This window comes from Rhodococcus sp. T2V, assembly GCF_029269925.1.
In the GTDB taxonomy this organism is placed as follows: Bacteria; Actinomycetota; Actinomycetes; order Mycobacteriales; family Mycobacteriaceae; genus Rhodococcus_F; species Rhodococcus_F koreensis.
The window spans coordinates 26738-47681 of sequence record NZ_JARJBD010000054.1 but is presented as its reverse complement, the minus strand read 5'-3'; the positions used below and the strand labels follow the sequence as shown (position 1 = coordinate 47681).

General features: G+C 66.6%; 20 protein-coding genes. 12 read left to right on the top strand and 8 right to left on the bottom strand.

Annotated elements, in window-relative coordinates:
* Nucleotides 1–356: 356 nt before the first annotated feature.
* The 3 genes from P3H15_RS34185 to P3H15_RS34175 form a co-directional block, all read right to left on the bottom strand.
* On the bottom strand, nucleotides 357–1502 hold the full coding sequence (locus tag P3H15_RS34185) for an acyl-CoA dehydrogenase family protein (RefSeq protein ID WP_276141300.1): 1146 nt from the start codon (nucleotides 1500–1502) through the stop codon (nucleotides 357–359).
* Between the two features lie 22 nt (nucleotides 1503–1524).
* Nucleotides 1525–3048 carry a class I adenylate-forming enzyme family protein gene (locus P3H15_RS34180; RefSeq protein WP_276141299.1) on the bottom strand — a complete coding sequence of 508 codons (1524 nt, stop codon included), beginning with the start codon at nucleotides 3046–3048 and terminating at the stop codon, nucleotides 1525–1527.
* Between the two features lie 569 nt (nucleotides 3049–3617).
* Nucleotides 3618–5087: an MFS transporter gene (locus P3H15_RS34175; RefSeq protein WP_276141298.1), complete on the bottom strand. Its 1470-nt coding sequence runs from the start codon at nucleotides 5085–5087 to the stop codon at nucleotides 3618–3620.
* Between the two features lie 228 nt (nucleotides 5088–5315).
* Between P3H15_RS34175 and P3H15_RS34170 the strand changes: the two genes are divergently transcribed.
* From P3H15_RS34170 to P3H15_RS34150, 5 genes are all read left to right on the top strand, one after another.
* A complete protein-coding gene (locus tag P3H15_RS34170) occupies nucleotides 5316–6194 on the top strand; it encodes an SDR family NAD(P)-dependent oxidoreductase (RefSeq protein ID WP_276141297.1) in 879 nt (292 codons plus the stop codon).
* A gap of 19 nt (nucleotides 6195–6213) precedes the next feature.
* Nucleotides 6214–7392: a thiolase family protein gene (locus P3H15_RS34165; protein WP_276141296.1), complete on the top strand. Its 1179-nt coding sequence runs from the start codon at nucleotides 6214–6216 to the stop codon at nucleotides 7390–7392.
* A gap of 29 nt (nucleotides 7393–7421) precedes the next feature.
* Complete coding sequence (locus P3H15_RS34160; protein ID WP_276141295.1) at nucleotides 7422–8192, top strand: enoyl-CoA hydratase-related protein; 771 nt, start codon at nucleotides 7422–7424, stop codon at nucleotides 8190–8192.
* 1569 nt (nucleotides 8193–9761) lie between these two features.
* The gene (locus P3H15_RS34155; RefSeq protein ID WP_276141294.1) at nucleotides 9762–10493 is read left to right on the top strand and encodes a FadR/GntR family transcriptional regulator; all 732 of its coding nucleotides are present in this window, start codon (nucleotides 9762–9764) and stop codon (nucleotides 10491–10493) included.
* 257 nt (nucleotides 10494–10750) lie between these two features.
* The gene (locus P3H15_RS34150; protein WP_276141293.1) at nucleotides 10751–10978 is read left to right on the top strand and encodes a hypothetical protein; all 228 of its coding nucleotides are present in this window, start codon (nucleotides 10751–10753) and stop codon (nucleotides 10976–10978) included.
* A 39-nt stretch (nucleotides 10979–11017) separates the two neighbouring features.
* Here the strand turns inward: P3H15_RS34150 and P3H15_RS34145 are convergent, their stop codons facing one another.
* Nucleotides 11018–12412: an amidohydrolase gene (locus P3H15_RS34145; RefSeq protein ID WP_276141292.1), complete on the bottom strand. Its 1395-nt coding sequence runs from the start codon at nucleotides 12410–12412 to the stop codon at nucleotides 11018–11020.
* A complete protein-coding gene (locus tag P3H15_RS34140; RefSeq protein ID WP_276141291.1) occupies nucleotides 12409–13641 on the bottom strand; it encodes a CoA transferase in 1233 nt (410 codons plus the stop codon). Before P3H15_RS34140 ends, P3H15_RS34145 begins: the two co-directional genes overlap by 4 nt.
* A gap of 45 nt (nucleotides 13642–13686) precedes the next feature.
* Between P3H15_RS34140 and P3H15_RS34135 the strand changes: the two genes are divergently transcribed.
* Nucleotides 13687–14751 (top strand): enoyl-CoA hydratase/isomerase family protein, encoded by a 1065-nt coding sequence (locus tag P3H15_RS34135; protein WP_276141290.1) that lies wholly within the window; start codon nucleotides 13687–13689, stop codon nucleotides 14749–14751.
* A 220-nt stretch (nucleotides 14752–14971) separates the two neighbouring features.
* Here the strand turns inward: P3H15_RS34135 and P3H15_RS34130 are convergent, their stop codons facing one another.
* The 3 genes from P3H15_RS34130 to P3H15_RS34120 all read right to left on the bottom strand — a co-directional run bounded on the left by P3H15_RS34130 (nucleotide 14972) and on the right by P3H15_RS34120 (nucleotide 16808).
* Entirely contained in the window at nucleotides 14972–15289 is a 318-nt protein-coding gene (locus tag P3H15_RS34130) for a hypothetical protein (RefSeq protein ID WP_276141289.1), read from the bottom strand.
* 877 nt (nucleotides 15290–16166) lie between these two features.
* Nucleotides 16167–16481 (bottom strand): hypothetical protein, encoded by a 315-nt coding sequence (locus tag P3H15_RS34125; RefSeq protein ID WP_276141288.1) that lies wholly within the window; start codon nucleotides 16479–16481, stop codon nucleotides 16167–16169.
* A gap of 126 nt (nucleotides 16482–16607) precedes the next feature.
* Entirely contained in the window at nucleotides 16608–16808 is a 201-nt protein-coding gene (locus tag P3H15_RS34120) for a hypothetical protein (RefSeq protein WP_276141287.1), read from the bottom strand.
* A gap of 610 nt (nucleotides 16809–17418) precedes the next feature.
* Here P3H15_RS34120 and P3H15_RS34115 point away from each other — a divergent pair.
* The 6 genes from P3H15_RS34115 (at nucleotide 17419) to P3H15_RS34090 (ending at nucleotide 20897) form a co-directional block, all read left to right on the top strand.
* On the top strand, nucleotides 17419–17559 hold the full coding sequence (locus P3H15_RS34115) for a hypothetical protein (protein WP_276141286.1): 141 nt from the start codon (nucleotides 17419–17421) through the stop codon (nucleotides 17557–17559).
* 164 nt (nucleotides 17560–17723) lie between these two features.
* Nucleotides 17724–18002: a hypothetical protein gene (locus P3H15_RS34110; RefSeq protein WP_276141320.1), complete on the top strand. Its 279-nt coding sequence runs from the start codon at nucleotides 17724–17726 to the stop codon at nucleotides 18000–18002.
* A gap of 697 nt (nucleotides 18003–18699) precedes the next feature.
* On the top strand, nucleotides 18700–18876 hold the full coding sequence (locus tag P3H15_RS34105; protein ID WP_276141285.1) for a hypothetical protein: 177 nt from the start codon (nucleotides 18700–18702) through the stop codon (nucleotides 18874–18876).
* 225 nt (nucleotides 18877–19101) lie between these two features.
* Nucleotides 19102–19767, top strand: coding sequence for a ScbR family autoregulator-binding transcription factor (locus tag P3H15_RS34100; protein ID WP_276141284.1), 666 nt, complete (start codon nucleotides 19102–19104; stop codon nucleotides 19765–19767).
* A 446-nt stretch (nucleotides 19768–20213) separates the two neighbouring features.
* The gene (locus P3H15_RS34095) at nucleotides 20214–20507 is read left to right on the top strand and encodes a hypothetical protein (protein ID WP_276141321.1); all 294 of its coding nucleotides are present in this window, start codon (nucleotides 20214–20216) and stop codon (nucleotides 20505–20507) included.
* A gap of 3 nt (nucleotides 20508–20510) precedes the next feature.
* Nucleotides 20511–20897, top strand: a complete 387-nt coding sequence (locus P3H15_RS34090; protein WP_276141283.1) for a hypothetical protein — start codon at nucleotides 20511–20513, stop codon at nucleotides 20895–20897.
* The last annotated feature ends 47 nt before the right edge of the window (nucleotides 20898–20944 follow it).

Sequence of the window (20944 nt, the reverse complement as noted above, 5' to 3'; positions counted from 1 at the left end):
GATGAGGGGCGACGCCCACCAAATTTTTCATCGGCAATTCGTGACCGGTGTCGGTACGTCGTCGGTCGGGGGTGTCGTCCGCTGCGAACCACTGCGTGAACGAACCACCGAACACCGCCGGGACCTTGTCGTGAGCAACCTCGAGCACTGCATCGAGCAGCGTCTTTCGCGCATCTGAGCTGGCGATGAATTACCGTTCACAACCGGTGTTGTGTGCCCACACCCTCTGACCAGCGTGGCTCACATCTGGGGCGATATCGGTTGTTTCAGATGTCCCCAGACTGGACAGTGGGGAGGCGACCCTGGCACGGTCGGGCCACCCCGCCCCGGGACAGGGTGGTGGCCCGACCGAAATCTCAGGCGGACGCGCTGTGGAGACCGAGCAAATTACTGAGGGCGCGGCGGTGGTCACGCGGCGCTCCCAGCAGGCTCTGGGCCACCTTCGCGCGACGGAGATAGATGTGGATGTCGTGCTCCCACGACATGCCGATCCCGCCGTGTAGTTGCAAAGCCGCGCCGGCCACGTCGACGACAGCGTCGGAGCAGTACGCACCGGCGAGGGCGCTGAGCCGCAGCGCTTCGGCGACGGTTTCCGCGTCACCGGGGCTGGCGGCGTCGACGGCGTCCCGCGCCGCTGACGAGGCGGCGGTCGCGCCCTCGGTCGCGATCGCCATGTTCACGCAGCGGTGCTTGACCGCCTGGAACGAGCCGATGGCGCGACCGAACTGATAGCGGGTGCGGACGTAGTCGACAGTCAGCTCGAGCAGGTGCTGAGCTATTCCGACCTGCTCGGCCGACAGGGCGGTGACAGCGCCGGCAATCAGCAGGTGCAGTCGCTCCGGGTCGGCGGTCGCCGAGAGCACCAGTCGTGCCGGGGTCGACGCGAAGCGGTGCAGCGCCATCGGGCGGGTCAGGTCCAGCGTGTCCATGGCCTTGCGCTGGTGCCCGTCGGCGTCGGCGGTCACCGCCCAGACGCCGGTGCCAGCCTCGCAGTCGGCCACGACATACACGGTGTCGGCGATCAGGCCGTGCGGGACGCCGAATACGGCGCCGTCGAGCACCCACTCGTCTCCGGAACGGGTGGCCGCGGCGGTGTCGCGGCGGTGGGAGGAGGCGATGCGTCCGATGCCGGCGATCGTCGCGATGCGGCTCTCTTCGACAAGTTCCGCCCAGTCGCCTTCGACGTCCTGGTCGGCGAGCTTCAGCAGCTGCGGCGTGAGGACGGCAGACTCGAGCGCCGGACCGTTGTAGCAGGCGCGTCCGGTCTCCTCGAGCACGACGCCCACGTCGACGAGGCCCAACTCGAGCCCCCCGACGGACTCGGGGGCAACCAACGCTGTGACACCGAGCTCCTGACTGAGCTGGCGCCACAGGACAGGGTCGAAGCCGCCGGTGTAGTCACCTTCGGCGGTGCGGGCCGCCGCGATCGGCTGAGCGCGGGTCAACATCGAGCGGGCCGTGGAACGGATCTCGCGCTGCTCGGGAGTCTCGTGCTTGGACATAGGTGCAGGTACCTCTCGTGCGTCAGACGGCGTCGAGTGCCGTCTGGTCGGCGAACATGGTTCGGACTGCCTGGGCGTCGGGCTTCATTGCGACGGTGCGCGGCAATTCGGCCAGCACCCGGATCGCGGTCGGCACCTTGTATGCCTCGACGCGGTCGCGTAGCCACGTGCGCAGCTCTGCCTCGGTCGGGCTCGCGGCACCACGAGCAGTCTGGACGGCAGCGACGGGCACCTGCCCGAGGCGGGGATCCGGGATCCCGACGACGACGGCGTCAAGGACGGACGGATGTGCCCGGAGCTCGTCGGCGACCTCGCCGGCGTCGACTTTGAACCCGCCGCGGTTGATGGCACCGTCGGCGCGTCCGACGATCCACAGGAAGCCATCGGTGTCGTAGTAGGCGAGATCGCTGGTGCGGATCCAGCTGTCGTCGGTCGACGAGGCCTGCGCGGTGCGCACCTCGAGCAAGCCGGTGGCTCCCACCGGCAGTGCCTCCAACGACTCGGCGTCGACGACGCGCACCTCGACGCCAGGGTGGAGCCGCCCAACCGCGCCGCGCTTGACCTTGCGCAGACGCTCGTGATCCTTGAGAGTCCAACTCGCGAGACCTTGGAGCTCCGTCGCCCCGTAGGCCTGCAGCACGGCGACGTCGTAGCGCTTCTCGAACTCTTCGGCGAGGTCTGGGTCCAGTGGTGCGGACCCTGACCTCGCCGACCGCAGACCGGAAAGCCAGGCCGGATCGATGTCAGCGTCGAGAATCATGCGCAGGCCGGCGGGTGGCACGCCCGTGGTGACGACGTCGTGATCGCGCACGGCCTCGGCCCAAGCGACAGGCTCGAAGCGGTCGAGCAATACGAGCTGACGACCGGCGGCAATCGTGACGCATATCGACTGGATGGCGCTGGTGTGGGCCAGGGGGAGCATCTGAATCGTGGCTCCGCGGCGCAGTTGGACGCCGTTGGCGGCGCTGCCCTTGTTGTGGTGACGATCGACCGCGTCGATCGAGGCGGACAGTGAGCTGCGGGTGACCTCGACGCGCTTCGGCTTGCCGGTCGTGCCGCTCGTCTTGAGGCTGACCGCGCAGTCGGTCCCGCTCGGGCGGGCCCGGTCGACCGCCGCATGTTCGGTGCCGTCGGCCAGAAGGATGGCGGAGGCGTTCGGGCCCCGCTCGAGTCGCAGTGCCGTCGCACCGATCGACGTGGTGGCTTCGAGCACGCCCGGCCGGTCCCAGTCGGTGCCGGCCGCAACAACGGCCGCGGGGCGAAGTTCCGCGATCTCCTCGCTCAGTGCAGCGTCGGGCTGCATGTGGTTGAGCAGGAGGACGGGACGTCCAACCGTCAGGCCCCAAAGGAGAGCGGAGATCGTGGCGCTGTCGTTGCGGCTTATGAGGGCGACGAACGCGTCTTCGGGCAGTGCGCGGGTGCGTTCGGACAGGCTGGACCCGATGGCCGCGATGTCGGCCCACGAATCCCAGCGGCCGTCCTGCGAGATGGCCCCCGCGGTCGGGTTGACCGTGATGACCTTGGATAGGCGTTCGGAGAGGTCCACAGCGCTCCTGATGGTCGTGCGACTGACGGCGCATGGTTACGGATTTCATAAGAGTACACTGTTTTACATCTTTCGCGGACATTAAAGCGTCGCGGGCTTCGTTCGGGTCGCTCCAAACGTATGTGGCGTCGATCATGACAACAGGTGTCAGGTTGGAGGAGGCGACGATGGGGTGGCCAGTCATGAGTGACGACGAGATGACCTGTTCGCACTGGTGAGGGAGATCGGGCATGCGACGAAGTGCTGCCGGATCGCGAAATCCTTCAGGGACTTTGGGATTGTGGGCATGTGGGCGACACAGGGAAGAGCCTGCGGTCCGGTGCTCCTTGCCATGATCGGATCTTGATCGATCGTGGCGCTTTCATCAGGAACAAGCGTCCGAGTATCGAGAGCCCGTGCACACAGTGCCCTCTATTCTCGTCACGGTGAACCTGGCGCACGGTCGAGACCGAGCCTGCAGGGCGTCTCGCGTTCGGCGGGCATGAGGGCCTTGATCCGGATGATTACGGAATCGAGATCTGCTGCCTACCGCCATCGCTTCAAGAAGTTCCGCAACGGTGGGAGCGTGGTCACGCCGCCGATACCGGTCGACCGGGCGGGCTAGTGGTGCGGATCGACCTGGGGCCCGCTCGTCCCGCGCTCTCGGTGCGCGACGCTGACGGCAATAGGAGCGTGGTCGCCGCGGAGATCGCCATCAGGGCGACCACCATCATGAACCCGTGGACGTACCCGGACTCCTGGGGCAGGCCGTCAGGCCCGGCGCTCGAGGTGACGATCGTGGTCATGGCGGCGGCGCCGATGGCTCCCCCGATGCTGCGGATGTTGGTGTTCATACCGGTCGCCACGCCGCTCTGCTCCGGCGGCACCGATGCCAGCACGACGGTGACAATGCTGGCGAACACCGCGCCCATGCCGAGGCCAATGGCCACGTTGGCCGCCGCGAGCTGGAGATGGGTGCCGTGCCAGAGCACGAGAGACTGCACGCCCGAGCCGGCGAGTAAACAGCCGCAGAATACGACCGTCTTTGCCCCGAGGCGCCGGACGAGCCAGCCCGTCGACAGGCCGCATACGAACGACGCCACGGCGTGGGGGAGGATCAGGAGCCCTGATCCCGTCGTGTCGAGGCCGAACCCATAGCCAGTGGACGCCGGGGTCTGTAGAAACTGGGGTAGGAACGCGAAGACTGAGTACATCGCGCCGCCGACGGTCAGTACGACGAGGTTGCTCGTCCACACGCCGCGCTGGCGCATCATCGTCAGGTCGATGAGTGGTACCCGGCCTCGGCGTTCGGCCACGAGCCAGGCGGCGAGCAGCGCGATTCCCGCGGCGATCAGCGCAATTACCTGCCAGGAGGTCCAGCCCGAGCGTGGTCCCTGGCTGATACCGAGCAGGAGTGCTACAAGCCATCCGGCGAGCAGGGCGGCCGGAGCGAGCGGTAGTCGGGCGGGCGTGCGTACTGGCGACGGCGGAACCAGGACTGCCGCCACGATCGCCGCTGCGCCGGTGACGGCGAAGGGTATCCAGAAGAGCCAGTGGTAGCCCAGATGGTCCACGATCGGTCCGGCGACGACGATGCCCGCGCCGAATCCGACGGCCATCAGCGACGAGATGAATCCAGCGCCACCGGCGACGCGGTGCGGGGGCAGCTCGTCACGGATGATGCCGAACGCGAGCGGCACGACGCCGCCACCGACCCCCATCACCACTCGGCCGGCGACGAGGACCCCGATGGACGGGGCGAGCGCACCGATCAGCGAGCCCAGGGTTAGGAAACCGAGCGAGACGACGAGCAGGCGGTTCTTGCCGAAGGCGTCGCCGAGTCGCCCGACAATGGGTGTGAAGACCGAGGCTGACAGTAGGTATGCGGTTAGCACCCATGCCGCCGTCGCCTGGTCGGTGCCGAGTTCCTTTTCGATGTGCGGCAGCACTGGCACTGTCATCGACTGCAGAAGGGCGAAGGATCCGGCGGACACTGCCAGGATCGCGAACGTCACCTGGTGGGGGGTCCGGCGCCGGGTGTGCGGGAGGTTCAGGGGCACGGTGAGCGATTCTCCAGGTGACGGTGCGCCCGGGACGCAAGTGGTTGTTGTCTGTTACTAACGAATAAGAGTACCCGAAAATAATCGACGTGCTACTCGTTTGCACGGTCTATGACGCCGAATGCGGGCGAAGATAGACATGATCGCATATTTGAGTATACTGAATTAGATACTGAGCACGTAACAATGTCGAGGACGACCGCGACGGTCGCCGAAGGAGGCAAAGACATGGGTGGCAGGCTGGCCGGACGAGTGGCCCTCATCACTGGTGCGGGTCGGGGGATCGGTGCAGAGTACGCACGATTCCTCACTGCCGAGGGTGCCTCCGTGGTGATCAACGACGTAGGCGGCTCGCTCGATGGCGCGGATGCCGACACCTCGGTCGCCCAGCAGCTCGCAGACGAGCTGAACGCATCGGGCGGCTCGGCCGTGGCCGATCACCATGACGTAGCGGACTGGGACGGCGCCCAGGCTGCTGTTCAGACGGCACTCGACGCATTCGGTGATCTCGACGTGCTGGTCAACAACGCCGGCATCCTACGCGACCGCATGCTCGTGAACATGTCCATCGAGGAGTGGGATGCGGTGCACAGGGTTCACCTGCGCGGTCACTTCTGCATGACCCGCCACGCAGCCAACCACTGGCGGGCGAACAAGTCCGATGGTCGCGACCGCGTGCTGATCCACACGTCGTCATCGAACGGCCTACTCGGCAGCATCGGCCAAATGAACTACGCGAGCGCCAAGGCGGCGATCGCCGCCATGGCGCGGCTGACCCACCTCGAGCTGAACGAACGCTACGGAGTGCGCACATACTCAATCGCCCCCGGTGCGCGGACCCGGCTCACGCTCGCCTCGCCCGGAGTCGCCGACGTCGTTGCCCAGCAGGGCGAGGGATTTGACCAGTACGACCCCGCCAACGTTGCACCCTTCGTCGGTTGGCTCGCCGACCCAACCTGCACCGCGCCGTCGGGGTCGGTGTTCCACGTATACGGCGACACGGTGACCCGTTACGAGCCGTGGCGCGCCGCCGCCACGATCACGGCCGGGGGCCGGGCCTGGAACCTCGACGCCCTCGACGCAGCATCCGCCGAGCTGTTCGCCTAACCGGGAGGAACCGAGCAGTATGACCGAACGCATCGTCATCATGGACGGGGCACGCACCCCGATCGGAAGTTTTGGGGGCGTCCTCTCCGGAATTCCGGCCCACGAGCTTGGCGCTCACGCCGTCGTCGAGGCATTAAAGCGCTCCCGCGTCGCAGCCGGCGAGCCGTCCGAGGTGGTCATGGGCTGCATCGGCCAGGTCGGCTCCGACGCCTACAACGCGCGGCGGGTCGCGATCACGGCCGGACTCCCGGCGAGCACACCCGCCCTCACTGTCAACCGCCTCTGCGGCAGCGGGCTGCAGGCTGTGTGGTCGGCGGCCCAGCAGATGCGCTGGAACGAACTGGACATCACGATTGCCGGCGGCGACGAATCGATGTCGCGCATGCCCTTCTACGACTTTCAGGCGCGCGACGGCAAACGTCTGGGCGACCGCGCGCTCGTGGACGGCACGGTCGCGATGCTGACCGACCCGTTCGACAGAGTCCACATGGGCGTGACAGCCGAGGCAGTCGCGGCGAAGTACCAAGTGTCGCGCCAAGAGCAGGACGAATTCGCCCTGGAATCGCAACGTCGTGCCGCGACCGACGCGGCCCGTGCCATGTTCGCCGAGGAGATCGTCGCGGTCGAGACCGGAGGACGTCGATCGGCAACGGTCGACACCGACGAGCATCCCAAGCCCGACACCACGCTCGAGGTACTGGCCTCGCTGCGCCCCGCGTTCCAGGCCGGCGGGACGGTAACGGCGGGCAACGCTTCGGGCATCAACGACGGCGCCGCCGCAGTCGTGCTCGCACGCGAGTCGGTCGCGCGCGATCGAGGGTTCGACGCGCCGGTCGCACTCGAGCACGTCGCGGTCGCCGCGATGGAGCCTGGCCTGATGGGTTACGCGCCGACCTTCGCGATCCGCAAACTGCTCGCCCGCGCAGGGCTGAAGCCGTCGAATATCGACATCGTCGAGCTGAACGAGGCCTTCGCATCCCAGGCGGTCGCAGTGCGGCGCGACGTCGGACTCGACCCGGAACGCACCAACCCGTACGGCGGTGCCATCGCACTCGGCCACCCCGTCGGGGCTACCGGCGCCATCCTCACGCTTCGCGCCGTGAAGCACCTCCGTCGTACGGATGGTGAGTTCGCCGTCGTTTCGATGTGCATCGGCGGCGGGCAGGCGCTGGCGGCTCTACTGCGTCGGCTCGACTGACCCGGCTGCGACGAAAGGACCACCGTTTCATGACGTGCCCGGTGTCGTACGCCGTCGACAATGGCGTCGCTCGAATTAGCTTCGACCGCCCAGAAGACGGCAACCCGTTCAACCTGGACTCGGCGCGCGCGTTGCTCGACGCAGTCCTGCAGGCCAAGGCCGACCGAGCGCGGGTGATCGTGCTCGAGTCCGCCGGACGGTTCTTCTCCGTTGGTGGCGATCTGGGTGTCTTCGCGACCGCCGACCAGCCCGAGCCGCTGCTCCTGGAGCTTGCCGAGATCGCTCACCGCGCAACCGTCGAGCTGGTCCGTGGTGATGCCGTGGTCGTCAGTGCCGTGCAAGGCACGGCGGCCGGAATCGGCTTCTCCCTGGCCGCGGCAGCCGACGTGATCGTCGCGGCGGATACGGCGAAGTTCTCGCTGGCTTACACCGCCGTCGGTTTGAGCCCCGACGGCGGTGGCAGCCTGCTGGTGCACACGCTCGGACTCCACGGGGTACTGCGGCTCGCCCTGCTCGGGGACCTGCTGACAGCGCAAGAGGCGCATTCAGCCGGCCTGGTGGCGCGGGTCGTGCCGGCCGTCGAGCTGGGCGGTACCGTCGACAACGTCGTTGAGCACCTCCGCCGGGGCTCGGCGGCGGCGCTAGCGGCCACCAAGCGTCTCGTTCGGCAGGCGGCAGAGCCCGCGCTGGAAACGGCCCTTCGTGACGAGGCCGTGACGATCAGCCGGCTGGCAGGCGGGCCGGACGGCCGCGAAGGCGTCGCGGCTTTCATCGAGAAACGCCGACCACGCTTCACCTGAGACGAAGGCCGACCTGTGGAGGTTCGACCGCACCCGCGTTTCGGGTCGATGCGAATTCGGACTTGCGAGAATGTCTTTCGTGTCGGGACCGCATCGTAGAATCGCCTCGCTGTTTGACCCGCGTTCCCAACGGCAACCTTCGCTGCCGTTGGGAACGATCGACGGAGGAAGAACAACGTTGTGGTCACGTGGCACTTCGCATGTAAGGCCACCCGCGTGAGGAAGCCGGTGGGTCGCGTGGCGTTCTGGCCGGGGTGCTGCAGGATCGGGAACTGCGCGGAAATCTATAAAATCGACGTCGCGGTTCTCCGGCGCCACCTGGGCGACGAGTTCCGTTGATGCAACAAGCTCGTACGACGCGACGCCCGTGTCCCCGGACCCATCCCGGTCCGCGTCTGCCGGACTGCGGAATTTTCCGAAGAGCGGTTGGCCTTTTGGCGTTGCCCTGCGCTACGCCCGCCTCTAGCGGGCCGCATTCGACGGACAGCACGTCGGACCCTCTGCCAGGGGTCGATCATCGGCGTGCTCGACTGATGTGACTGTCTAAATCGGATTGTCTCCGTGGACTTTCTGGCTCCACCAGATTGTCGAAGATGCGCCACCGGTGCGCCCTTACAGACGAACATCTTGGCGATACCCAGCTGGGCTCCTTGGCGCCATCGGTGACGAGACGACCGTTCCGAACTAGCGATGCCAACTTCTGTTCCTGTGTGCGTGTCACAGGGAATTGGCAGGATGGGTGGCCGATGACTCGGTGGTCGATCTGTGGTCGTGGTGGGCTTGCATGGCGCCCTGTGAGCAGTAAGGGAGGGCGGGGCTGAGAGTCAGTCAAGCTGCCACCGATATACGCGTCTCGAATATGGCTCAAGTGGCGTTGCCTGCCGCCCACAGTCCGTGGATCGGTCATTGTTGTCGAGGACCCCGCGGATCCATGCCACACCACCCGCGATCACGGTCGTCCCCCCGAGCCTCGGCACTCGATCATGGTCACGTGCGCGCCATGCGCGCCATGCGCGGCTACGCCGACGGCTGAAGCTAGCCCCGCCTGATTACGACGCCACGACGTTCCTTCTGTAAGTCAAACTCTTCTGCTCTTTGAGGTTGCACTATCAGTGGGTTGTGTGACTCTTATCGCGACTTAGCGTAAAAAGTATCCTTAACGTGGACTGTTGTGGCGTTCATCCTGGTAGCCAGGTCTGAGTGCCGCGCAGCACTTCGCACTAGCTCGTCACTGTCTCTGGCCCCGCTGCCGAGCACGCCACGGTCGCAGTCGTGTCGGTGACGTGCCGCGCTTCAAGTGCAGGGCGGTACCGGATTCGCAAGGGAACACGCACGCCATCGGTAATGCACACGGACGTGGCTCAATCAGGTATTTCGCGGTGGACAATCCGACATTGAGCGAGATGGATAAGGCGTTCGCTGACGCTGTCAACGCTCCGCGGGAAGCGGCGACGGGTGTTCCGACCGCGTGGCATCAAAGAAGAGCGGACGTCATGGATCGCAAGCCGCAGCGCTGACCCGGATGCACAGGTCAATCGAGGTACGTCCAGAAGAGGCTATTGTTTACCCATGTCATTGTCGCAAACCTCTGCCGTCAGGATCGCTTCGCCGACCGACGGCCGGAAGATGGCCCAGCAGGTTGCTGAGCTGCTCGAGCAGGAGATTATCGATGCTGGCTGGCCAGTCGGGCAGGTGCTTGGTTCGGAATCCGAGCTTCTTGCGCGACTCGGTGTCAGCCGGGCAGTCTTTCGCGAAGCCATCCGCGTGCTTGAACACCACGATGTCGCCTATATGCGTCGTGGCCCCGGCGGGGGTCTCGTAGTAAGAGCCCCTGATTCCGCTGCGTCTGTGCGCGCGTGCGCGCTGAGCCTCAATTATCATGACGCCACCTGGGAGCAGGTTTTCGAGGCCAGGAGCGCGCTTGAGCTCCGGTGCGTCGAGGCCGCCGCACGACGAATCGACGAGACCGGAATCGCCAGGCTACGCGAGGTGTTGGGAGCTGAGGAGCAGGCGCAGCGTGCCGGTGAGGTAGGGACCCACGACTTGCACGTAGTCCTCGCCGAGATCAGCGGTAACCCAGCATTTGTACTTTTCATAGACGTGCTCACCCAGTTGAGCACTGGTGGTGCCTCGCATGAACGGACGCCCGCCACCGCTGCGGGGGTGCGTACTGCGCACGACAAGATTGCCGAAGCGGTCATCTCTGGTGATGCCGCACTCGCCCGGCATTATATGCAAGTCCATCTCGACGAGATTGCACACTGGCTTGCGGCCAACGACGGGAAACCCGGCGACCGCTAGTCGCAGGGCGCATATGTAACCCGAGGTTTCCTCGGTTGCGTATTCGGGCCGACGGCGGGAGAACCCGGGTTGGGCGTAATTCGGTCAGCCCTGTTACAGCCGCGGATTGACCGGACTTACCAACCCCAAGGATTGTCCGGGATGAGGACCTTGAACGCGCCCCCGAAGAGAAAGACGGTGGCCGCTTACAGCCGGCGATTGCGATTACGTTGGTGACACGAACATGAGCCGCGAGTACAGCGCGGTGAAGACACTGCGTGCATCTTGCGGCGCGCCGAGTCAACGACGTAACCCATCCCGCGTGGCTCGACTCGTCCAGCTCGATCTGCGACATGCTCGCGACCCGCGACGCCGACCAGTCCAATTCGGTGACCGCGCTCGAGCACTCGATGAGGTTCGGCTACACCGGCATCGACAAATCCGCCTTGTACCGACGATCAGGCCCCGTGCTATCAGGCGACGCGAAGATGGTCACCAAGAACTGAGGCGCTGTAATCAGCGCGCTGCAGACGGGGTTTGCAGGTTCAGCGGCGATACCGGATCTCACCGCGGATGAGGGTGCAGCGCACAGAATTCGAGTGGGGTGCAACAAGCGTGTCGATGAGCGGCTGGTCGAGTAGAACGAGGTCTGCGGGGGCTCCCACGCGCACCGTGCGTGGCGCAACTCCGGGGTGGTCGAGTGGAGTCAGGTAGCGGTTGAGGGCTTGAGTGGCGGTGATCGTCTCCTGCGGCCCCACAACGTGGCCGGTAGGGGCGCGGCGGGATGTCGCAGCGGCGATCACCGACCACGGATCGAGGGGGCCGTAGGGTGCGTCGCTGGACAGTGCCAAGGGCACGCCGGCGTTGAGCAGCGACCGGCAGCGGTACAGGTCCGGCAGGTCCCTCGGGTCGACGCGGGCGAGGTAGTCGTCGCCGCGGTGTGCGAGGAATCCGGGTTGGGTAACAACGCACAGTCCGCGACGGCGCAGTTCGGGGATCGACTCAACGGGTACCAGCGCGCCGTGCTCAATCCGGTCGCCGGTCAGGGTGCCGATCTCGTCGAACACTGCTAGTAGTAGCAGCAGCGCTTCCCGGCTGACGCAGTGCACGGCGACCGGGCGGCCGTGGGTGTGGGCGCGGCGGACAGTATCGGCCAGGGTGTCGAAGTCGGGCAACGCCGAGTCGGCGACGACGATCTTGTACGGGCCGGTGGTCACTGTGGCCGAAGACACCGGCTCGACCTGGAGCGGCACACCGAGCAGGTGCAGCCGTTGGGGCAGTGCGCCGGTGATGTGTGCGTCGAGCAGCGCGGCGAGGGAGTCCGTCGTCAGGTCCGGGGTGGCGTCGGTGACCCCGGTGATTCCGAAGCGGGCCAGGTCTGTGCCGACGGTGTCGAGCGGTGGTGGGCCGGTGGCGGGTAGCCGTTCCCGCAGCCACGCATCGGCTCGCCATAGCCGGCCGGTGGGGCGGCCGGAATCGTCGCGTTCGATGCCCGGATGCTCGGCGGACGCCAGCCCGGCCAATGCACAGGCCGCCGAGTTGAGCATCCACAGCGCGCCGCTGCGGTGCTGCAGTCGCACCGGTCGCCGCGCGTGCAGCCGGTCGAGGGATGCGGCATCGAGCATGCCGGCGACGGTCTCGACGTAGCCGACCCCACGGATCCACCCGCCTCCGGGGGCGGTGTCAAGCGCGCGGGCCAGGTCCTCGGGCGTGCGCACGCGTGGGGGACCACACTGCACCGAGTCGGCGTCGGCGGCCATCGCGTACAGGTGCAGGTGGTGATCGTGCAGCCCGGGCAGCAGCGCGCCGCCGCATCCGTCCATCACTTCGGCCCCGTCGGCGTCGAGGTTGACCCCGATTGCCGCGACCTGCCCGTCGCGGACTGCGACGTCGCGCAGGCCGACCGGAAGTTCGACGCCGCGCAGCAGCAGGCCGGTCACCACGCGATCCCAAGATCGGCAAGCACCGACGCGGTATCTCGACCCGGCGCGGCGACGTCGCCGCGCCGGGTGCGTCGCCGCGGCGCGGCGATCTCCGCGGGACCTTCGTTGGTCTCGACACACCATTGGGTCCCATCCCGATAAGCCTGGGGCGCAGGTGCTTCCGTCCTGTCGAGCGTTGCCGACACGGCCGCCGACATCGAGACGTCCCACAGTTTTCCGCTGCCATCGCAGGGTGCGGACATTGCCAGGGCTGCGGCGGTGAGCCCGGTCAACGGATCCGCGATGGCGTCGCCGACGAACATCGGCCCTTCGTCGTCGCGGGCGATGAGTCCGGCGCCAGCGGCGATGTCGTCGCCGAATCCGATCCGGTTCGAAGCGCGTCCGTGCGCGGTGATCGAGATCCACGTACCGCCATCGGCGACGAAGTCCTCGGCACACAGCCCGAATCCGACCAATGCGCGCGGACGCGAGGCTTCGATGACGATGTCGGCGGCGACGACGAGCGCGGCCAGGGCCTCGCGGTCGCGGGCAAGGGTGGGATCGAGCATCACCGCCTGGTGATCGCCGTGGAGCAGGCGATAGAACGCGGCGTCGCCGCGGCGAGCACCGTCGAGCCGCGACGGTATCTCGACCTTGACCACCGCCGCCCCGGCCAGGCCCAGCAGGTGCGCGCACAGTGGCCCCGCCCAGAGAGCGCTGAAGTCGACGACGCGGAGCCCGGCGACTGGACGCGGGGCGAGCGGCCGCAATGGCTCCGGGCAGGCGCTGGCCGGCAGAGTGACGGCCCCGGCCGCCACCGAGAGCAGTTCGGCGCGTTCGGTCAGCTCGGGCCCGGTGTGTTCGCGCAGCCAGTCCTCGACGGCGGGCCATGGGCTGTCGGCGATGTCGGCGCCGACCAGAGCACCGAGCAGGAGCGGGTCGTCGGGGCGAGCGCAGGAGACTGCGGCCCAGCCGTCGGCCGTAGGGAGCAACTGGCACGCGCCGCCGGCGGACGTTGCGCCGGCGCGATGATGCCCGGTGAACGCGGCGCGTTCGGCCAGCAGCCGGGCCCCGTCGAGGGCCACCGTGCCGCCGGTGACGTCGGCGATCCACGCTGTGCGCTCGCGCGCGACGGTCGCCGCTCGGCCCGGAGGAATCAGCGGCGGGCCGTCGGCGCGTCCGGTGAGGGCCGCAATCCCGCTCTCGGCCCAATCCCGCACCGGATCAGGGTACTTGGAGGGCGCCACGCTGCCGATGCTACATTGCGGCACAACCACTTCAGGACGGCGAACATGGACATAGGCGTACGGACCATCACAGCGGCGGACCTCGCAGACGGCGCCGCGGACACACCGGCTCTCGGCGAAGACGCGGTGCTGCGCGAGCCCGTGCTGATCATCGACCTCGACGACGCGGATGAAACGTTGGCCGCGGTCGCCGCAGCGCGGGTGCCAGCACTGGACCGACTCACTATCGGCCGGTCCAGCGGCCCGGTCCGGCCCGCGCTGGCGCCCCTGACGGCCGCGCTGGATCTGAGCTATGCCACCGACGCAAGCCCGGTGGATCGTGCGGTGGTCGGGACGGAGGACGTCGACGCCACGATCGTTGAGTTCGTCGCGTGCGTCAGTAGGTTCACGCAGTCGGCGCTCGTCGCGGCACAGGTCCTGCGGATCACGCAGACACTGCCAGTGCCCGAGGCAATCGACGTCGAATCGCTCGCCTATTCGACCCTGCAGGGTGGCGACGAGTTCCGCGGCTGGCTCGATGAACGCCGCCGCCTCGAGCGGCCCCTACCGCCACCGCCCCGCGCCGACCCGGTGCTGATCGACCGCGACGCCGACACGCTGCGCATCACCCTGAACCGGCCCGAGCGGCGCAACGCCTACGGCACCGCATTGCGTGACGCGCTGGTCGAGGCGCTACGCATACCACTGCTCGACGACACGATCAGGAACGTGATCTTCGACGGCGCCGGGCCGTCGTTCTGCGCAGGCGGGGACCTCGACGAATTTGGTCACACCCCCGACACCGCGACGGCCCACCTGATCCGCACCCGCGGCGGCGCTGGACGCTTGATCGCCGCGCTCGCGGACCGCACGGAGGCTCGCCTGCACGGGCACTGCGTCGGCGCCGGCATCGAGGTTCCGGCCTTCGCACACCACATCGTCGCTGACCCCATCACGGTCTTCCGACTACCGGAGGTGACGATGGGCCTAATCCCAGGGGCGGGCGGTACGGTCAGTGTGCCTCGCCGCATCGGACGGTGGCGCGCCCTGCACCTGTTCGTCACCGGTGCCGCGATCGACGCGCAGCACGCGCTCGACTGGGGACTGATCGACGAGATCAGGGACTCGTAGAGGCACTGACTGGTTGGTGATCGGCGAGACCGAAGCGGCAATTTCGGAGCCGATCCTCCATTAGGGGGGACGATCTCAACGGTCGCGAGCGATCACCGTTGGATCCGGCGTGACTGCCGGCCGAGTACCCGAGATGTGGTGATCGGCGATGCAGTCGCTGGGAACGGCTTGTCTCGGGTGGTGGGTCAGCCCTAGACGCACGACATGCGGCGTCCGCGGTTCACAGATGCGCCAGCATGGGGAACAGGGCGATCGCGGAGACGGTGATTCCTGCGGCGCCGGCGACGACGCCGAGTAGGGCCTGCAACGATGCCGCTTCGTCGTCGGCCACCGCGGACCGCGAGGCGGCGAAGGCGCCGCAGACGACCGCGGCCACTCCCAGTATGAATCCGAGCCCGACCACCCAGAACGACGCCGCGGACAGTGCCCCGAGGGCGATCGATACGGCGGGCAAGCGCGAACGATGCTGCTTCCGTACGCCGTTGCCGTCGGCGGAGGAACACACGCGGTGGTTGGCGTGGGGGATGGCGACGGTCATGATCCTCCTTCGTGCGGTTGACGAGTCGGGCCGGGGGCATTTGATTTCACATGACCAGGAGCGTCTTCGGGACGGTTCGGTCCAAGGATGCTGCGAACGGTGTGGTCGACCGTCGCGACTCGGTGGAGGTTCCGCTTGTGACGTCGGCCCATATAAAAGGTAGCACTCATTTTGGGTGAGTGCTAGCTCCTTTTGCTAAGTAATGTCTCTGCTCAGCAATCCACGCGTGCGAACCGGGACCGAGCCGTGCAGCAAGAGGATTGCGGTGTCGGAGTGATGTCCCGGTGATCGGACCCGGTGGGTGGTCGGTTTATGTTGGGTCGGCTCGGTGCTTGCGTCGCCGCTGGTGGTGGCGAGGCCGGCGGGATAGCGAGCCCGGACGGCGGAGGTGGAGGCTGCTATGACTGAGCCGGTCCGGCTGGGCAGCGGCTGCTACATGCGCACATCGGAGTCTCGCAACCGACGATTCACCGCATGCTACGCACTGTTCTGGAGAGCCAGGCGCTGCTCGATAACACCGCCGAGGTCATCGAACACTCAAACAGCTCAACGACGTGCAGGTCGAAGCGGTATTTGCCTGCCCGCGGTGAGTGAGAGTGATCGGCGCCGAGTCAGGGGCGGACACGGTGGCGCGCACCATGCCGTAGGAGGGCGCAAGCTAGCCCTGCTCGACCAGTCGACCTACTCATCTGACGGCCGTTGTCGGCCACGACACATGGCTTTTCGATTTCGGTCCGAACGTCGCGCTGATCTGGTCAAACCACAGACCATGTCCTTATGTGAATCCCGCCGCGTCCGCCTCGCTCCGGGTGATGGCGGGCCGTGCAGTTGGTTTCTGGGAAGGTCGTGGACTCGTCGGGCCGGAGTCCGGAAATCATTATGCGGTCAGTCCTCTGGCATAGTGATCGGCGATTCCCTCCACGACGGTGGGCGCGATCATTATCTTCACCTTCATCGATATCGCAGTTGTCTTGTGTGGGAGGGCTTCTTTCAGAGATCTAGGTGCCTGTGGTGCCGCCGTCGATCGCCAGCGCTGAGAGGTGGCGAACGAGCTCTGATCGGAGCGGGAGAAGGACACGGCGTAGGCGATGTCCCACGCGGTGGCCATCCGGCCCAATGGAGTTCTCGCCACCCGGTCGAGCTGGTTCGGGTTGGCCGCGATGGTCACACGCCCATTGGGGGTGTCGATCATGCCCGCATGCCCGGGCAAACGATGTTGACGCGGATTTCGCGGGCACTGGCCTCCAAGGCGCCGTGCCGCATCACCCGGTCAGGGCGGCTTTGGAAGCTTGGCACGCCACCAGTCGCCCACCGGTGGTCAGTGACGGTTGTTGTCGTCGACCCAGTAGGTGAAGGTGTACCGGCTGATCCCGGGCGAATCGGTGGTCAGGATCGTCTGCAAAGACAGATCGGACCAGGTGCGGACGCCCTGGGCCCGCAACTGTGCGACTGCCTTCTTCTCCGCGTCGTCACGGGCCGCGCCGGCAGGCAACTCCAGTGACATTCGTTCGATTCCCACCGGGAACACACTATGGCAGCGATACTCGCGCAGGTTCCGCCCCTCTCCATGGGACTGCAGATGCTGCAGCAGCATGTGGAAACATCGACCATCGGGTCCGGTTGTCGGTGTTGGATCTGCGGCGTAACGGTCCGAAGCGAACGACTTTGACTGGTGAACAATGGTGTTCGTGTACGAGTCTGAACCCGTCTGCCGAGTTCGGGGCTGCCGCGGCGAAGGTGACCACAGGGGCCGCGGTACCGTTGGATATGTTGTGGCGCAGCCAAGCGCAGCCCCCGCCAACGATGTATATCAGCTGGCAGGGGCGCTACACGGACAACCTGCACGTAGTAACGAGCAGCGCATCACTGATCTTCGTGAGCCAGGGCCCGGAAGTCCAGGGAGTGTGATCCACGCCATTGCACTATTTTCGCATCACTCAATAACCGACCAGTAAATGCGATCTTGAGGCTTCTCACGCTGAGTCTGGACCCCAACCTCCGGACTCGATTTCGGGTATGGGTGTGGGTAGTTCGGCCGATGTGCAGGTGTCGCCGTCGGTCCAAGGTAGCTGGTACGCCGCCGTCGATGTGGCAGCCGAGAATTATCTGTACGCGAGAGAAGAGTTGTCATGGCACGGATTCCCGAGAACCTGGGCGCCAGTGTACTGAATACATTGCGGATCGGTGTGATTGGCACTGTTCTGTACGCCGGGCTGATCATGGGCGCGGTTGTGGTGGCGGTGTGGAAGTTCCCGATGCCCGGCGTGTAGGCCCGCTGTGCCTGTAGGTCCTGCACCGATGCCGGTGAGTGAAACACTCGGTGGCAGTTCGGCGATAGATCTGGCAGGGGCGTGGTTGTGCCCGTGGCCCAGCGTGGCCGGCAAATCAGCGCGCGATACCCGTGACGGGCCCTGATGCTGTGGAAGGGACGATGATGTTCGGGACGGGCGTAGCTCTCATGGTTGGTCTGCTGGTGGTGGCGCTTCTGGTGGTGCCCGTCTCGTTGGGTGTGGCGGCACGAGCGGACGCGAAGGTCCGCAACCTTGCGGAGTCCCGGGCGTCCCATCCGAATCCGGTGGGCGCGGTCGCTGTTGCGGAAGTGGACGAGCGGTGTGATCGGTGGCGGCAGCTGGCAACCCGAGCGTGGCTGATCTGCGGCGGCGCCTCGCTGGTCGCAGTAGTGGTCGTGGGTGTACTGATCTGTGTCGGGTGACGGTGACGGCAGGTGCCGAGAGGTGCGCAATTTTGGCGGTTTGCACCTGTCGGTGGGGCGGGCTGAACCATGGCATCGCGCCCGCGTAGCGAGTATCCTTGGAAGCTGAAACCATGGAATCTCCAATGGAATACATGCCGAAGGCCGCCCGAACTGCGGTGGACGCCCAGGTGAGCCGAAGCGGCCCGTTCGGAGCGTCGTCAGCTCCGGCCGGACCTCGCCGGGACATGCAACACGTACCCGCCGCATGAGCCGCGACCGCGCTCGCCACGCGGTACGCGTCCGGGAGGAGATGTCCTCCGGTCGAGCGGCGGGGTTTTGAGTCGGTGTGCCTGGGTGATTGGCGTTGCTGATGGCTCCTCGGGCGTGTGTCTCGTGTGAGGTATTCGACCGAATCTACGGACTTCGGCGAAGCAGGGCACCAATATCTGCTAGCCAGTAACGGTTTGGCTGGCGCGGTATTGGTTTGTCCGCCTGCTCCTTCGTGTTCCGTTGCGAGGAGATGGTAGATCCGCTGCCCGCCCCGATCGCTTGAATGTGACTCACGACACATAACTTTCTCGGGTGGCCGATATGCGGATGAGGGTCAGCGGTGCACGCTCGCCGATTCAAATACATGCATCCGAGATCGGGCTGTTTGGTATGGACTTCGTGTCAGTGCGGTGTGGTGCGGTTGAATGGGTGGCATGGTGTCGCCGTGGGTGAGCAGCTGTGGCAGACGTTGTCCGATTCCGGGTTGGCGTTGGTGTGTGTCCGTGGGCCGCAGTGTCGGTGGGCGGATCTGCTTGTCTCCGGGGAGGAATCGGTGGGGGAGTTGACCTGGCTGGCCCGGGACGCCGCCGAGATCGCCGAGCAGTACCGCGACCGCCGATAGCGGCATACCGGAGCCGCAACGGCGCTGGAGCCCACTGGGCGGAGCGCCGAAGAAGCGGCATGGTGGGTCCGTTTCCGTGTGAGCGGGTGTCGGCGCCTGTGCTGATGGACGCGCGGGCTTTTCGGGGTGAGGCGCACCGGTGCCGGTGGTAGCGTCGCGCAGGCTGCAGAGGTGCGATCGAAAGTTGCCGGGCTGCAGCGGCGAATGGCACGGAAGGTGCGGTAGATGGTGCAACAGCAACGGGCGGCGGTGACCCGGGCACAGATCGTCCGCGGGGCGGCGGAAATGTTCGACAGGTCCGGTTTCGAGGGGGCCAGTCTCGTCGAGATCCTCGAGGCGGCGGGCATGACAAAGGGGGCGTTGTATTTTCATTTCCGCTCCAAGGAGGATTTGGCCCGGCACATCATCGCCGAGCAGCACCGGATCTCCATTTCCGCGGTGCAGGCGATCGCCGCGCAGGAGGCGTCGGCGATCGAGCAGATCGTGATGCTGTGCCACGAGATGGCCCGGCAGATCGTGCAGGATCCGATCGTGCGGGCCGGGATCCGCATCACCCTCGAGCTCAGTGCCGACGACCGTGGTCCCGCGGGCCCGTATTTGGATTGGATCGCCGCCTGCCAGGGGTTGGCGGTCCGGGCGGTCGCCGAGGGCGACATTCTCGACAGTATCGACCCGCCGACGTTCGCGCGGTTCGTCATCGGCGCGTTCACCGGGGTGCAGACCGTGTCCCAGGTCCTGACCCATCGCACCGATCTCGAGCAGCGGGTCGACGACATGTGGGGGTTCCTGCTGCCGGGGATCATGCCGACCACCCGGCACCCCTCCATGATGCGGATTCGGGCGGCCCGCACCGACGTTCCCGCCACCGGTCTGCCCGACCGTGAGAATTAGTGCGCCGAGACGAGTGCACATGCTCGCCGCAGGCCGATAGGTGCGCCGTGCGCACGCTGCCGGCGGCCGCAAGGGTCACGACGGCGGATGAGGACTGGGCGGTGACCGGGCCTGCGTGAGAGCGCAGGCGGTGTGTGCGTGAGCCTCGGTCCGGGTTCGCCCTTGATCCTGCCTTCTTCTCGGGGTGGTCCGGATGTCACTGACCGCCCGAGCCCGATGGACCACACGCCACGGGGAACACGTCGTCACCGTCCCCACCGACACACCGGCGAAGGCCGGCCAGACCGTCACCATCAGTGTCGGCGCCACTGGTTGTTCCGGGGCATGGCCGAGAACCGGGCGCGTGAGGTGGTCGCGCATATTGGGTTCCTCCGTAATCTGCGGCAACTGTACGAGGGTGGGGTCACCCAGACCCGGATGGCGCAGGTCAGCCGGCGATCAGCCGGATGCTCCAGCGGGCTCGCGTCGAGGCCCCGGATGTGCGGCCGGGCACCCACGGCGGCACCGCCTATGAGATCGCCGCCCGGTGCGCTGCGGGGGAGATCGACCATGCGACGATGCGCGCCGAGCTGATCGGCTGGGAGTACGACAAGCCCCTACCTCTGAGCGGCTACCCGGACGTTGACGATGTCCGCCCCCACGCGGAGGGTGGCTTCAACCAGCAGGTCGGCCGCGCGCTGACCCATGGGTTCCTCGCCGGTGAGGACTACGACCTGATCCTCGACGCCTTGGCCGACTGATCTGTGCCGACCCACGAACTCGAGGATCGCCGTGCCTTTCTCGCCTCGCTGTCGATCCCGGGTGGCCCGCTGACAATCGCCGCCGGGAGCGGTGCCACCGTGTGCCGGGTGCGGCGCCGAGTTGTGACATGGCCGTTTCTGATCCTCGGCATCGGCGGTGGGCTGCGGTTGAATGGGTGCATGGGGTCGCCTGCGGTGGAGCAGCTGTGGCAGACGTTGTCCGAGAACGAGTTGGCGTTGGTGTGCGTTCGGGGCCCGGAGTGTGAGTGGGCGGAGCTGATGACGGCCTGGGACCACGCGGTGGGGGAGCTGACCTGGTTGGCCCGGGAGACAAGCGAGGTCGCCGAGCAGTACCCTCGAGGCGCCGGTCACCGCAGTTCGGTGTCGTGACGGCGGGCGAACCTCACTGCGGCGGGGTAGGACGCGGTGTGGGCCGC

Excerpts from the sequence above, each read along its gene's own strand:
- P3H15_RS34125 (WP_276141288.1), bottom strand. The coding sequence starts at position 16,481 with ATGATCGACACCCCCAATGGGCGTGTGACCATCGCGGCCAACCCGAAC.
- P3H15_RS34160 (WP_276141295.1), top strand. The coding sequence starts at position 7,422 with ATGACGTGCCCGGTGTCGTACGCCGTCGACAATGGCGTCGCTCGAATT.
- P3H15_RS34130 (WP_276141289.1), bottom strand. The coding sequence starts at position 15,289 with ATGACCGTCGCCATCCCCCACGCCAACCACCGCGTGTGTTCCTCCGCC.
- P3H15_RS34165 (WP_276141296.1), top strand. The coding sequence starts at position 6,214 with ATGACCGAACGCATCGTCATCATGGACGGGGCACGCACCCCGATCGGA.
- P3H15_RS34170 (WP_276141297.1), top strand. The coding sequence starts at position 5,316 with ATGGGTGGCAGGCTGGCCGGACGAGTGGCCCTCATCACTGGTGCGGGT.
- P3H15_RS34100 (WP_276141284.1), top strand. The coding sequence starts at position 19,102 with ATGGTGCAACAGCAACGGGCGGCGGTGACCCGGGCACAGATCGTCCGC.
- P3H15_RS34110 (WP_276141320.1), top strand. The coding sequence starts at position 17,724 with ATGTTCGGGACGGGCGTAGCTCTCATGGTTGGTCTGCTGGTGGTGGCG.
- P3H15_RS34155 (WP_276141294.1), top strand. The coding sequence starts at position 9,762 with ATGTCATTGTCGCAAACCTCTGCCGTCAGGATCGCTTCGCCGACCGAC.
- P3H15_RS34185 (WP_276141300.1), bottom strand. The coding sequence starts at position 1,502 with ATGTCCAAGCACGAGACTCCCGAGCAGCGCGAGATCCGTTCCACGGCC.
- P3H15_RS34135 (WP_276141290.1), top strand. The coding sequence starts at position 13,687 with ATGGACATAGGCGTACGGACCATCACAGCGGCGGACCTCGCAGACGGC.
- P3H15_RS34095 (WP_276141321.1), top strand. The coding sequence starts at position 20,214 with ATGCTCCAGCGGGCTCGCGTCGAGGCCCCGGATGTGCGGCCGGGCACC.
- P3H15_RS34115 (WP_276141286.1), top strand. The coding sequence starts at position 17,419 with ATGGCACGGATTCCCGAGAACCTGGGCGCCAGTGTACTGAATACATTG.